This is a genomic window from Nannocystis sp. RBIL2 (genome assembly GCF_026626745.1).
In the GTDB taxonomy this organism is placed as follows: Bacteria; Myxococcota_A; Polyangia; order Nannocystales; family Nannocystaceae; genus Nannocystis.
In genome coordinates this window covers 1,359,084-1,372,519 of sequence record NZ_JAPNJW010000002.1, presented here as the reverse complement: position 1 = coordinate 1,372,519, position 13,436 = coordinate 1,359,084, and the positions used below count along the sequence as shown (strand labels likewise).

10 protein-coding genes are annotated in these 13,436 nt (G+C 73.5%); 9 read left to right on the top strand and 1 reads right to left on the bottom strand.

From position 1 onward, the window contains the following. Positions 1-224: 224 nt before the first annotated feature. The 5 genes from OV090_RS30620 (at position 225) to OV090_RS30600 (ending at position 6,420) form a co-directional block, all read left to right on the top strand. A complete protein-coding gene (locus tag OV090_RS30620) occupies positions 225-1,073 on the top strand; it encodes a glycine-rich protein (RefSeq protein ID WP_267708188.1) in 849 nt (282 codons plus the stop codon). A gap of 544 nt (positions 1,074-1,617) precedes the next feature. After that, positions 1,618-2,619, top strand: a complete 1,002-nt coding sequence (locus OV090_RS30615) for a glycine-rich protein (protein WP_267708187.1) — start codon at positions 1,618-1,620, stop codon at positions 2,617-2,619. Positions 2,620-2,757: 138 nt separating this feature from the next. Further along, entirely contained in the window at positions 2,758-3,639 is an 882-nt protein-coding gene (locus tag OV090_RS30610) for an alpha/beta hydrolase (RefSeq protein WP_267708186.1), read from the top strand. A 9-nt stretch (positions 3,640-3,648) separates the two neighbouring features. Continuing rightward, the gene (locus OV090_RS30605; protein ID WP_267708185.1) at positions 3,649-4,941 is read left to right on the top strand and encodes a dienelactone hydrolase family protein; all 1,293 of its coding nucleotides are present in this window, start codon (positions 3,649-3,651) and stop codon (positions 4,939-4,941) included. Positions 4,942-5,361: 420 nt separating this feature from the next. Continuing rightward, entirely contained in the window at positions 5,362-6,420 is a 1,059-nt protein-coding gene (locus OV090_RS30600; protein ID WP_267708184.1) for a hypothetical protein, read from the top strand. Between the two features lie 253 nt (positions 6,421-6,673). Here OV090_RS30600 and OV090_RS30595 read toward each other — a convergent pair whose 3' ends face one another. Next, complete coding sequence (locus OV090_RS30595) at positions 6,674-8,008, bottom strand: FAD-dependent monooxygenase (protein WP_267708183.1); 1,335 nt, start codon at positions 8,006-8,008, stop codon at positions 6,674-6,676. Positions 8,009-8,848: 840 nt separating this feature from the next. Between OV090_RS30595 and thrS the strand changes: the two genes are divergently transcribed. The 4 genes from thrS to OV090_RS30575 all read left to right on the top strand — a co-directional run bounded on the left by thrS (position 8,849) and on the right by OV090_RS30575 (position 13,407). Further along, positions 8,849-10,069: a threonine--tRNA ligase gene (gene thrS / locus OV090_RS30590; protein ID WP_267708182.1), complete on the top strand. Its 1,221-nt coding sequence runs from the start codon at positions 8,849-8,851 to the stop codon at positions 10,067-10,069. 85 nt (positions 10,070-10,154) lie between these two features. Beyond that, entirely contained in the window at positions 10,155-10,544 is a 390-nt protein-coding gene (locus OV090_RS30585; RefSeq protein WP_267708181.1) for a hypothetical protein, read from the top strand. 401 nt (positions 10,545-10,945) lie between these two features. Beyond that, a complete protein-coding gene (locus OV090_RS30580; protein WP_267708180.1) occupies positions 10,946-12,016 on the top strand; it encodes a methyltransferase in 1,071 nt (356 codons plus the stop codon). A gap of 98 nt (positions 12,017-12,114) precedes the next feature. After that, positions 12,115-13,407: a pitrilysin family protein gene (locus OV090_RS30575; RefSeq protein ID WP_267708179.1), complete on the top strand. Its 1,293-nt coding sequence runs from the start codon at positions 12,115-12,117 to the stop codon at positions 13,405-13,407. Positions 13,408-13,436 lie beyond the last annotated feature (29 nt).

Below are 13,436 nucleotides of genomic sequence, written 5' to 3'. Positions count from 1 at the left end.
GTCTCCGAGGGCATGTCTGAAAGGGCATGTCCTTGGGGGCATGTCTTGAAGTTCATGCGAGGTCTGAATGGCTGTCTCGAAGGACAGCTGTCGGCGGTCCTCGACCATCGATAGGCTTACTGATCGGGCATGTCCTTTCGGGCATGGCATGCGAGGCGTGACGCGCAGCACGGGCGGTGTTTGCATCGCGGACGGCGCCGCGCATCCCTGGGGAAGGGGTGGCGATGCAGGGGAGCGGCTCACACATTCGACCCGGACGCCGGGCCGCGGCGCTCGTGGCGCTGATCGGCTGTCACGCGCCCGAGATCGTGGGGCTCGACGGGATGGTGCCGGACGGGGTGCCGGGGTGCGCGGGTCCGGGCGGGCGCGGGTTCGGATTCTCGGGCGGGCCGCAGGTGTTCGTGGTGCCGGAGTGCGTGACGACGCTGTCGGTCGAGCTGTGGGGCGCGCAGGGCGGTCCGAGTCGCTGCGGCGTCGACGAGATCCACGGGCTGCCCGACGTGCAGATGGACGGCGGTCGCGGCGGCTGGCTGCGCGCCGAGCTGCCGGTGCGACCCGGCGAGGTGCTGCTGGTGCTGGTCGGCGGGCGCGGCGGGATCGACGGGACGCCGGGATGGAACGGAGGCGGGCGCGGCGGCGTGTGGGCCGGCGGGGGTGGCGGCGGATCGGACATCCGGATCGGCGGCGCCAGCTTGATCGATCGCGCGCTGGTGGTAGGCGGCGGAGGCGGCGGCTCGTGCGGCTTTCCGGACCACGGGGCGGGCGGCGCAGGCGGCGGGCTCGTCGGCGACGCCGGGATCGTGGGCGAGGCCGACTGGAACGCGGGCGGCGGGGGCCAGCAACACGCGGGGGGCGCAGGCGGCTCGTCGCCCGGCCAGTCGGGCGTGTTCGGGCTCGGCGGCGGAGCGGCGCGCTATCACGTGGCCGGCGGCGGCGGCGGCTGGTACGGCGGCGGCGGAGCCTTCGGCGCGGGCGGTGGCGGCGGTTCGTCGTACGTCGGGGTGGATGCGGACGAGGTGGAGTTCGAGGCGGGAGCGCGTCGCGGCGACGGTGCGGTGCAGATCTACTGGTGACCCGCGGTCCGCCTGGCGCGACGCGAGGTCATGGTAGCGATCGTGATTGGGTCGAGGTCGGCGCGCGTCGGCCTCGAGGCCGGCGGTCGGCTGTGACGATGCGTCGCGGAGGGCGAGCGGCGACGAGCCGCGGCGGCGATGTGTCGAGGAGGGCGAGCGACGAGGAGCGCGGCTGCCACGCGGCGGTGGGGGTGCGTCGCGATGGGCGAGCGGGGACGAGTCGCAGGCGCGCTTCGGCGCCGCTCTCGATGCCGGCGGTCGCGTCGCCGCTTCGCGATGGGGGCGCTCGCTTCGCGACTGCGGCGTTCGCTTCGCGACGGTAGTCCTGCATTGCGGAGGGCCAGCGGTGACGCGTGGTGGCGGTGCTTCGGCGCCGTTGCGGTGAAGGACTTCGGGACATGTCTTGAGGGACATGTGAAGGACGATCGCGGGTGACTGGCGACACAGGGGTGTTTGCGTGGACGCCTCGTGAGCATCATGCCTACAGGTCGCAGGGGAGGCCGCGCAGATGGTTCTCGAGGGTCGGTGGCGTACGGTGTCGGTGATGCTCGCAATCGTGTCCGGCGGCTGCGACGAGATCACGGACACTCGCCACCTGCGGCCGGTGCCGAGCACCGTCGCAGGTGCCGGGGCCGAGGCCGACGATGCGCTGGCGCTCGAGTGCGAGGTCGAGGCGCTCGACCTGTGCGAGGCCGAGTGCGTCGACCTCGCGAGCGACGCGCGTCACTGCGGCGGCTGCGGGCGCGTGTGCACCGGCACGTGTGCGGCGGGCTACTGCGAGGCGCAGTGCGGGCCGGGCCAGATCCGCTGCGACGGTCGCTGCGTCGACCGCACGCGCGCGACGCCCGACGGGAGCGCGCGCGAGTTCGAATTCATCGGCGCGCCGGAGGCGTTCGTGGTGCCCGAGTGCGTGTCGCGGCTCACCGTCGAGCTGTGGGGCGCGCAGGGCGGCGGTTCGCGCTGCTGCGACGGGATCGATCAGGCCGACGGAGGGCTCGGCGCCTACGTGCGGGCGGAGCTCGAGGTGAAGCCCGGCGAGGCGCTGCAGATCCGCGTCGGCGGGCGCGGCGGGCTCGAGGGCGCGGCGGGCTACAACGGCGGCGGGCTCGGCGGCGCGTTCGCGGGCGGCGGCGGCGGAGCCAGCGACGTGCGCCACGGCGGCGGGACGCTCGACGACCGGATCTTCGTCGCGGCCGGCGGCGGGGGCGGGCAGTGTGGCTGCCCGGACCACGGCGCAGGCGGCCCGGGCGGGCTTGCGATCGGCGGCCCCGGGGTGGCGCTGCTGCCCGAGTGGCAGGCGGCCGGCGGCGGGACGCAGAGCCACGGCGGGGTCGAGGGCTCGACGCCCGGCGAGGCGGGCGGGTTCGGCGAGGGCGGGGGCGGCGGGGTCTATCACGTGGCAGGGGGCGGGGGCGGCTGGTTCGGCGGCGGCTCGGCCCACGCGGCGGGCGGGGGCGGCGGGTCGTCGCTCCTCGGCGCCGACCCGGCCGGCAGCGGGCTGCCTGCGGTGCGCGCAGGCGACGGGCTGGTGCGGATCCGCTGGTGAGCGCGGCGCGAGGTCACGTGTCCGTTCGCACATGACCGGAAAGACATCCACTCGACCCGCCGGCCCGGCCTTCCCCCCTCTGCCGCGGCCGGCGGGTTTTCTTTTGCCGAGGTCGTGGCATCCTCGCCGCGGCCGCGCATGACCGCTCCCGATCGCACCATCGTCGCCGCCGACGGCACCCGCGTGGTCTACCGCCGCGAGGGCGAGGGGCCGGCGCTGCTGCTGTGCAATGGCATCACGACGTCGCGGTTCTTCTGGACCCACCTGGCGCCGCGCTGGGCCAAGCGGTTCACGGTGATCACGTGGGACCTCAAGGGCCACGGGCGCAGCGACCCGGCGCGCACTGCCGCGGGCGTCGAGATCCCGGCGCTGGCGCGCGACGCCCTGGCGATCCTCGACGCCGAGGGGCTGGCGGAGGCGGTGCCGGTCGGCTTCTCGATGGGCTGCCAGGTGGCGCTCGAGATCTATCGCGCCGCGCCGGCGCGGGTGCGGGGGCTGGTGCTGTTGCTCGGGCCGTCGGGGCGGGTGTTCGACACGGCGCTCGGTCCGTTCGGGCCGGCGCTGCACGGGCTCATCGCTCGCCTGCCGGTGCCGGGGTTCCGCCTGGCGTTTCGCGGGGTGCGCTCGATCGTCGGCCTGCCGGGCAGCCGGCGGCTGGGGCAGCTGCTCGGGCTCGTCGGCCCCGCGGCCACGCCGGCCGACGTGAAGCTTTACATCGACCACTTCGTGCGCGACCTCGACCCGGGGACTCTGGCGGCGATGGCGCGGGCGGCCCAGAGTCATTGCGCGGTCGACCTGCTGCCGAGGATCGCCGTGCCGACGCTGGTGGTGGCCGGTGACCGCGACGTGTTCGCGCCGGCGCCCCGGGTCGGTCTGCCGCTGCATCGCGCGATCCCGGGCAGCCAGCTGCTTCGTCTGGCCCACGGGACCCACACCAGCCTGTTCGAGCATCACCTGGAGATCGGGGCGGCGGTCGAACGGTTCTGCGAGGGCCTCACGGGGCGCCGCGAGGTCGGGTAAAACGGCGGCATGCGCCGCTTCGCTTCGCTTACTCTCCTCCTCGCCGCCTGCAGCACCGCGGCGGCCACCTCCGGCCCCGGCGACAGCGCCGGCGGCACCGACAGCTCGGATTCTTCGATCTCGTCGACGACGTCCGGTGAGCCACCCGGCCCGGGTGGTTCGTCGGCGTCGACGGATACGCCGACGACCGGCGTGGGGACGGAGAGCGACACGCTCGACCCGAACGCGACCGGCACCTCGGGCCACGGCTCCGAGGAGGACTACGACGCGCCCGGGGCGGCGCCGGTCGGCAACGCGACGTTCTCGGTGGTCGCCGGCGATCGCACGCTGCTGGTGGAAGCGTGGTACCCGGCCGACATCTCGGCGCAAGCGGCCGCCGACGCCGGGCATCCGATCGCCGAGTTCGTGCCGGTGGGCCCGCAGCGCGACACGATGGTGGGGCTGCTCGCCAAGCTGTCGGAGCACGGGCAGGTCGGCGTGCGCGAGCAGACCCGCTCGGCGCGCGACGCCGCGTCGGCGGGCACGGGGCCGTATCCGCTGGTGATGTTCTCGCACTGCCACGGCTGCGTGCGCTTCTCGATGTTCACCATCGCGGAGCACCTGGCCAGCCACGGGTTCGTGGTGGTCGCGCCCGACCACGCCGGCAACACCCTGTTCGACGAGCCCCAGGCGCCGCTCGACGAGGCGTTCCTGCAGGTCCGCGTCGCCGACCAGAGCGCGGTGCTCGACGCGGTGCTCGACGCCGGCAACTCGGCGGTGCCCGAGGCCATCCGCGGGGCGATCGACCCGGCCCGGATCGGCGCGATGGGCCACAGCTACGGGGCCGCGACCGCGGGGCGGCTGGCCCAGGAGGACGACCGGATCGTGGCGGCGCTGCCGATCGCGGCGCCGGTGCAGAACCCGATCTTCTCCGGCACCAAGCTGGCGGAGATCGACGAGCCGCAGCTGTTCGTGCTCGCCGCCGAGGACAACAGCATCGGCAAGATCGGCAACCAGCTCATCGAGTCCAACTTCGACGCCGCGGCGACGCCGGCCTACCTGGTGCGGATGAAGGACACCGGCCACTGGGGCCCGACCGACATCTGCGGCCTGGCGGAGCAGTTCGACGCCGGCTGCGGCCCGGGCGCGCGCCAGACCGACGGCAGCGAGTTCGTCTACCTCGAGCCGCTGCAGGCGCGGGCGATCGTCGCCGCCTACGCGGCCGCGTTCTTCGACCACCACCTGCGCGGCAACGCGGCGGCGCTCGAGTTCTTGCAGACGGCGACGCCGCCCGAGGTGGTCGAGGTCGAGACGCGGCTGTAGCGAGGGACAGGTCTGGAAGGGCATGTCGCCGGGGACATGCCCTTCGAGGCATGGCTCCGGGGACATGGCGCCAGGGACATGGCACAGTCGGGCGCGGCTGCGGTGACGGGGCGGCGTGACCGGCCGCGTGGGCCCGTCGCGCCTCGCGGGAGCGACGGGCGCCTAGCGACGGTGCAAGAGCGCGGGGTGCCCGAATCGAGCGGTCCAGCGCTTTGCGCCTGGCCCGGGAGCGGCCTCTCGAGGTGTCGCTCGAGTCGAGCGGTTCGTTTTTTTAGAGAACCGCCTAGCGATGGGAGCCGGACGAGCAACGGCGTTCCGTCGCCGCTTCCCTGGCGATGACGGGCGGGTTCGGCCGCGCGGGCCGGCGCGGGGCGGGCGGGGCCCTTGTCGGACGGGTCGTCGCGGGCCATGCTGCGGCGCATGGACTTCGCACGGCTCGCGGAGGCGCTCGGCGGCGAGACCCTGGCGGCGGAGGCGGGCGGGCGGAGCGAGCTGGCGCCGTTCGTGCTGCGCTCCGGGACAGGTCCCGAAGTACATGTCTATCCCGAGCTCGAGGAAGGCGCGTGCGTCGGGGCGGTGTTCGCGGTGCTGCGCGCCGACGCGGCCGAGACGCCGCGGATCGTGCTGCGAGCCGAGGACGCGCTCGACCGCGGCGCCAAGGCGGTCGGCCTCAACCGCGAGCTGCAGCTCGGCGACCCGGCGTTCGACGCGGCGGTCTACGTCGAGTCCGAGGTCCCGGACGCGCTCGTGGCCCAGGTGTTGGCCGAACCGGCGGCGCGGGCGGCAGCGGTGGCGCTGGTGCGCGGGCCGGCCCGCGAGGTCCAGCTCGGCGAGGGTCGGGTGACCGCGCGGCTGTCGGCGGCTCAGCTGGCGGAGACGACGGTCGCGGAGGCGCTGCTGACGTCGCTGCGCGCGCTGGCGGCGGCGATGGCTGTCCCGAAGGACATGCCGACGCGCGGCGAGCTGGTGCGCCGGCGCTCGGTCGGTCACATCTTCGTGATCGCGTTCGCGTGGCTGGTCACCCTCGGCCTGGCGGTGCTGCTGCGCCCGCCGCAGGTGCTGGCGTGGGGGCCGGTGTTCGGGGCGCTCGGCCTCGGGGGGTTGTTGTGGGGTGTGGTGCTGATCCCGCTGGGGCTGATCCTGCGCGGCGCGCCGGACTCCCTGCGGTGGTTCACGCTCAGCGCGGCGGCGTTCCTGCTGACGACGCCGTTCGCGGGGATGAAGCTGGCCCTGTGGGCCAACGCGGCGCTCGATCGCGGCCCCGAGGTCGCCGTGCGCCTGCCGGTGCAGCTGGTCGACCGCAGCGAGACGCTGGTGCTCGTCGACGTGGTCGGGCTCGAGGTCGGTCGCACGTCGACGCGCCTGGCTGTCCCGATGGACAGGGTCCTTGGGACATTGCCGAAAGCGCCTGGCTCGTTGATCCTGACGAAGCGGCCGGGGGCGCTCGGCTGGCCGTGGCTGGTCGACTTGCGGCCGTGAGCGGTCGTCGGGGTCGCTGGGGAGAGTCGCGAGGGCTGCCGCGAGAGGCAGAGCCCAGGCGGATGTCTGCGCGGGTCGGGCGGATGTGTTGCTGCGGCGGCGGCCGTCGAGCGAGGGACGCGCCTCGTGCTCGCGGGCGAGCGGGCGCGAGGGCTCCCGAGGCCCATGCATCGATAGACATGTCCTTGTGAGCATGTCTACATATGCATGTCGACAAGGACATGCCGTAAAGGGCATGTCGTTCGGGACAGGTTCAGCGCGCCAGCAGGGCCCGGCGCAGCACGCTCGGGTGGAACAGGGCGTGGCTCGGGCGCATCAGGTGCAGGACCTCGATCAGGCGCAGGTAGAGCTCGGGCGAGCGGGTGGCGGCGGCGAAGATCCGGTCGACGAAGCGGTGCATGAGCTTGAGGCCCGGGGAGACCTTGCCCGTGGTCCCCGGCCAGCGCAGGTCGTCGCTGCTGGCGGTCATGAAGGCGGCGAGGTTGCCGGCGGCGAGGCGCTTCTGGAAGCGCAGGCCGAGCGGCTCGTGCGGGCGCGCGCGCAGGGCCTCGTCGAGGGCCGTGGCGGCGACGGCGGCGACGCTCATGCCCTGGCCGTAGACGGGGTTGAGGGCGCAGGCGGCGTCGCCGAGGACGACGAAGCCGTCGGGCCAGCGGCGCAGGCGCTCGTAGTGGCGCAGGCGGTTCTCGGTCTTGCGGTAGCCGTGGATGGCGGAGCAGGGCGTGGCGTCGAGCAGGACGTCGCGCAGCGCGGGGGTCTCGAGGGCGCCGGCGAACTCGAGGAAGCCGGCCTCGTCGACCGGCGGGAACACGCCGCCGTAGCCGACGAGGGTGACGATGTGACGCCCGCCCTCGACCGGATAGACGACGCCGCCGCGCGGGTTCTTGCCCGGCTTGCCCATGGCGTAGAGGACCTTCCAGTCGGGCCGGGCGCGCAGCTCGTAGAGGCGGGTGGCGTAGCCGAGCTGGGCGTCGATGATGGTCTCGGGCGGCTCGGGGTAGCCGAGCGCGGCCAGCCAGGTCGGGGCCCTGGAGGCGCGCCCGCCGGCGTCGACGACGAGGTCGGCGCGCAGCTCGTCGGCCGCGAGCTCGGGCGCGCCGGCGCGACGGTGGACCTGGACGCCGACGATCCGCTCGCCGGCCGCCTGCAGGCCGGTGACCTCGAGGCCGGAGTGGATGCGCACGCGATCGTCGGCGACCAGCGCGCTGCGCACCTGGTACTCGAGCAGGCCGCGGGTGCAGGCGCGCGAGCGCAGCGGCGAGGGGACCCGCGGCGCCTGGCCGAAGGGGGTGTGCCAGGCGACGTCGTCGAGCCAGTCGATCTCGTGGGCGCCCGCGGCCGCGAGCGCGTCGCCGAGGCCGGGGAACTGCTCGCTCATGATCTGCCAGCCGCGCGTCAACAAGACGTGGACGTGGTGGCTCTGCGGCGCGCCGGCCCGCGGCTCGGGCCCGGCCGGCAAGCTGTCGCGATCGAGGAGAGTGACGCGCTCGAAGTGACGCGTGAGCACGCGGGCGGCGAGGAGACCGGCGATCCCGGCGCCGATCACGATCGCGCGGCGAGGCGCCGACGCGGAGCCTGAGGTGGGCATGGCGGAGTGATACGACAGCGCGGCGACGGCCGGAAGCGGGCCCGCACGCAGGCGGGGCGCGCGATCGCTCGCGCTCCGCCCCGGGCTGGTCGAAGAGACAGATCGGGCGACGCCCGGCGACGGTGTTTTGAACGGGTGCCGGTGGCCGCCGGAGCGGCGCGCTCGGCCGTGACCCGAGGGTGAGCTGGTCGAAGAGACATGTCCGGGGCGGTCTGCAGCGGCGGGGTGCGCGGCGCGGCGCTAGGGGGCGATCGCCGGCGGGGGCGAGCGAGGCTGGCCGAAGAGACATGTCGCGTCGGCTGCAGCGGCGAGGCGGGCGACGCCCCGGTCGCTCGCGGCCGGGTGCGGGCCGGCGAAACGGGGCTGAAGCTCGTTCGGGAGGCGGTCGAGCTGCGGGATGACGATGTTCGGCCGGCACGCTGCGTCTGGCCGAAAGGACAGGTCCGTCACGGGCGCCGGATGGCGCGCCGAGGTCGGTGCATGGATGATTTAAAAAATGTCCGAAGGGACAGGTCGTCGCGGGCGCATCGTTGATCGCCGACACGCGGCCCAAAGAAGGTGATCGCAATCGCAGGTGTGGGATTCAGGTGCCCACGAGCTTCCGCACGAGCGCTCGGCTTGACCGCTCGGGAGGCCGCGTGTATCCCCAAATCGATGCTCCGGCGCGCCACCACCGCGACCACTACTACCACCCTTCCGGGTGGGGTCGGTCGCGTGCGCGTGCGCTGAGAGCTCTTGAGACACACGCCCTGCGAAGCCCCGCCCGAGCCGGCGGGGCTTTTGCGCGCATGGTGGCGTCGCTCCGTCCGGCCGGTCCTTTCACCCCCGGAGACCGCCGCCATGAGCCACGACATCAGCCCCCATTCCGTCCTCGACGCCCACGACCACCGCGCCCTCGGCCCTCGCCTCGGCCTGTTCCACTTGCAGGAAGAGGCGCCGGCGATGGTGTTCTGGCACCCCCGCGGCCTGGTCCTCGCCCGCGCGCTTGAAGACGCGGCCCGCCGCCGCGCCAGCGCCGACGGCTATCACGAGGTCCGCACGCCGCAATTGTTGCGACAGCCGATCTGGGAGAAGAGCGGCCACTGGCAGCACTTCCGCCAGGGAATGTTCGCAGTCGCCGACGAGGGCTGCGGGGCGGCGCTGAAGCCGGTGAGCTGCCCGGGCCACATCCAGATCGCGCAGCGCAGCGCGCTGTCGTACCGCGACCTGCCGCTGCGCCTGTGCGAGTTCGGCCTGTGCCACCGCGACGAGCCGAGCGGGACGCTGCACGGGCTGTTCCGCCTGCGCCAGTTCACGCAGGACGACGGCCACGTGTTCTGCGCGGAGGACCAGATCGCGGCCGAGATCGTGCGCTTCTGCCAGGGCGCGCGCAGGTTCTACGCGGGCTTCGGGTTCGAGGACTTCGCGGTCGGGCTGTCGACGCGCCCGCCGGAGCGAGTCGGCGACGATGCGCTGTGGGACCGCGCGGAGGCCCAGCTGGCCGCGGCGGCCCGCGAGGCCGGGCTGGATTACGTGGTGCAGCCGGGCGAGGGGGCGTTCTACGGGCCGAAGCTCGAGTTCTCGCTGCGCGACCGCCTGGGCCGCTCGTGGCAGTGCGGGACGATCCAGCTCGACTTCAACCTGCCGGAGCGCTTCGGGCTGCATTACATCGACGAGGCCGGTCAGCGCCGCCGCCCTGCGATGCTACACCGGGCGATCTACGGCAGCCTCGAGCGCTTCCTGGCGATCGTGCTCGAGCACCACGCAGGCGCGCTGCCGGCCTGGCTGGCTCCCGTGCAGGTGGTGGTGGCGCCGGTCGCCCCGGCCCAGCAAGCGGCGGCAGAGGCGGCAGAGGCCGAGCTGCGCGCGGCGGGGATCCGGGTCGAGCTCGACGACCGCCGCGAGACGCTGGCCCGCCGCGTGGCAGAGGCGCACGCGCAAGGGGTGCCGATGCTCGCGGTGATCGGGGCGCGCGAGGCGAGCAGCGAGGCGCTGACGCTGCGGATCCGCGACGAGCAGCAGGTGCTGCCGCGGGCTCAGGCAGTGGCGCAGATCGCTAGGGACTGCGCGCCGCCGGTGTGAGGGACCCGAGCGGGCGCGAAGGTGCCCGCTCGCGCCGGGGCCGAGGTTGCGAAGGCAAAGGAGCGACTCGCAGGAGTGGATCGACGTGACCTCGGTCGACCCCTGCGGCATCCTCGACGCCACCATGCAGCAAGCCTGGTCCTCGGCCGTCGCCCCCGTGAGCGTCTTCATTCTCGGCACTGCTGCCATTCCCCGCGGCCACGAGATCGAGTTCGTGATCTACGTGAAGCCGGCGAGGGGCTTCCTCAGCGTGGAGGCCAAGTACACGGTGTTGACCGATCGGGTGACCGGCGTGGTGTACACGCCATGGGTCAACGAGGGCGAGACGCCGCCGTGGCATGCGGAAGACGTCGAGATCGAAGCACGCGTGCAGGGACGGGTGCTGCAATGCCACGTCCAGACCATGACCCACGCCGACGGCACGGCCGGCACCAGGCTGCTCGTGGACGTGAGCTCGGGCCCTGCGGATCGCTGATGCGAGCACGGGCGCGAATGGGGCGGGGACGCACTGTACTGATTCCCGACTGACGCGAGCGTTCGGCTCCCCGGTCGGCGGAGACGAGCGGCGCGTCCGTGGGCGGGACGAACGTCGTGCATCCGAGCGAGCCCACGATGAGCGAGGCATGAAGTGTCGAGAAACTCGTCGCGGCGTTTCGGATTCGACAGCCGTTCGGAGGCGAGGGAGATCGCCCGGTTCGTGTCGGGTGGAGGTCGGGCGGCCGGGCCGCCGGCAGGCGCGAGGGACCCGCTCGCCGCGCGGCTGGGGCCCCGTAGCCGCGGATCTGGCTGCGGGCGCGGGGCGAAAGCGCGCGCTGCGCTCCGGGGCATCTGCCACTCGTCGGCGGGGCCGTGGTGAGCGACAGTCGGGCCCCCGGCATGTCCGTAAACGTTCCCAAGCCCATCACCGCGCTCGAGGCGCTGGAGCGCGCGCAGTGGATCGCGTTCGCCCCGTTCGTGTTCCAGGCCGCCCGCGTGCTGCGCGACCGCGGGATCCTCCTCGCCATCGAGCGCAGCCGAGAGGGCCTCACCCTCGAGGAGGTCGCGGCGGCGGCGGAACTGCCGATCTACGGCACGCGGGTGGTGCTCGAGGCGGGGCTCGGGATCGGGCTCGTGACCGAGGTCGACGGCCGCTATCGCATCACCAAGACCGGCGTGTACGTGCAGCACGATCCGATGACGCGCGCCAACTTCGACTTCGTGCGCGACGTGAACTACCACGGCATCGCGGGGCTCGACGCGGCAGTGGCGTCGGGCAAGCCGGAGGGGCTCAAGGTGTTCGGCGAGTGGCCGACTGTCTACGCCGGGCTGTCGCAATTGCCGGAGTCGGTGCGAAAGTCGTGGTTCCAGTTCGACCACTACTATTCCGACGGGGCGTTCGGCGCGGCGCTGCCGCTGGTGTTCGCGGGCAAGCCGAAGCGGCTGCTCGACATCGGCGGCAACACGGGCAAGTGGGCGGCGGCGTGCATGCGGCACGACCCCGACGTCGAGGTGACGCTGATGGACCTGCCGGGGCAGCTCCGCAACGCCGAGCAGAACCTGCGCGAGGCGGGGCTGCTGGCGCGGGCGCGCTTCCACGAGGCCGATCTGCTCGACGAGCGCTCGCCGGTCCCGACCGACTTCGACGCGATCTGGATGAGCCAGTTCCTCGACTGCTTCTCCGAGGCCGAGATCGTGTCGATCCTGCGCCGCTGCGTCGCCGCGGCCGGGCCGAATTGCAAGATCTACATCCTCGAGGCGTTCTGGGACCGCCAGCGCTTCGAGGCCGCCAGCTTCTGCCTGCAGATGACGTCGCTGTACTTCACCGCGGTCGCCAACGGCACCAGCCAGATGTACCGCTCGACGACGTTCCTCGCGTGCGTCCAGGCGGCCGGCCTCGAGATCGAACGCGAGTACGACGACCTCGGGGTCAGCCACACGCTGCTGGTGTGCCGCCCGCGACCGATGTGATGCGCGAGCGCGTGGTCGCGGCCCACGGGTGAGGACGGGCTGCGCGTCCGATCGGCGACCGCGGCGCCGGGTAGGGAGCTCGCGGTAGCGTCGACGTGATGCTCGCCGCCGTGCTCGCGCTGCTCGCCGCCCCGGTCGTGACGCCCGGGCAGGACGCTCACTACCGGCTCGACAACGGGCTCGAGGTGATCCTCCGCCACGACCGGCGGGCGCCGCTGGTGGCAGTGCGACTGCGAGTCCACGCCGGCAGCGTCGACGATCCGCGCGGTCGCAGCGGTCTGGCGCACGTGGTCGAGCACGTGGCGCACGAGGGCTCGACGCACGTCGATCGCAACCGGCGCGAGGGCCTCGAGTACACGCTGTCGGCCCACGCGAACAACGCGGAGACCGGGTTTTATGCCACGGAGTATTATTATACGGCGCCGGCGCAGGCGACCGAGCACGTGCTGTGGATCGAGGCCGATCGCCTCGGCTTCGTGCGCGGGCAACACGGCGCGCCGACGCTTGCCGGCGTGAGGCGGATCGTGCTCAACGAGCGGCGCCAGCGGGCCGAGCAAGATCCGCTGGCGCGGCTCGAGATCCAGGCGCTGACTGCGTTGTTTCCGGCGGGGCACCCGTATCACGGGGCGATCATCGGCAGCGCGGACGATCTGGCGGCGACGACGATCGCCGACGTCGACGCGTTCCTCGGCCGACATGTCCAGCCGGGCAACGCGACGCTGGTGCTGGTCGGCGATCTGCCGGCGGAGACGCCCGCGTGGATCGAGCGACAATTCGGCGACCTGCCAGCGCAGCCGCGACCGCCGGCGCGCACTGTGCCGCAGGTGATCCGAACGACCGAGCTGCGCGTGACAGCCGAGCGACCGGTGGGGGCGGCGCCGGCGGTGCTGATGGCCTGGCCGTCGCCAGCGCTCGACGCCGAGGGCGACGCGGCCGCTGACGTGCTGGCCGAGGCGCTCGAGCGCGGCGGGTACGTCCGGCTGGCGCGCGCGGAGGGTCCGCCGGAGGCGGCCGAGTTCCAGGCGACGCAGCGCAGTCTGCCGAATCAGTCGGTGTTCTTCGTGCGGGTGATCGGCCGCGTCGGCGGCGATCCGGCGCGCCTCGTCGCGGAGGTCGATCGCGTGCTGGCTCGCGTGGCCGAGGGAGCGCTGGCGGAGCCTGCCGTGCGACGCGCCAGGCTGCGGCTGGCGCGAGAGCATCGCAGCGCGCTGCAAGACCTGCAGGATCGCGCGGCCGTGCTGGCGGCAGAGGCGGCCGCCGGCAAGCCGCTCGGCGGGACGCAAGACGTCGCGGAGTGGACCGCGGTGACGCCCGCGGAGGTGGCCCGCTTCGCCCGCGAGGTGCTGCGGCCGGAGGGGCGCGTGGCCGTGCTGGCGGAGGGCGAGGCATGAGGGTCGCGGGCATCGCAAACGTCGAGCGG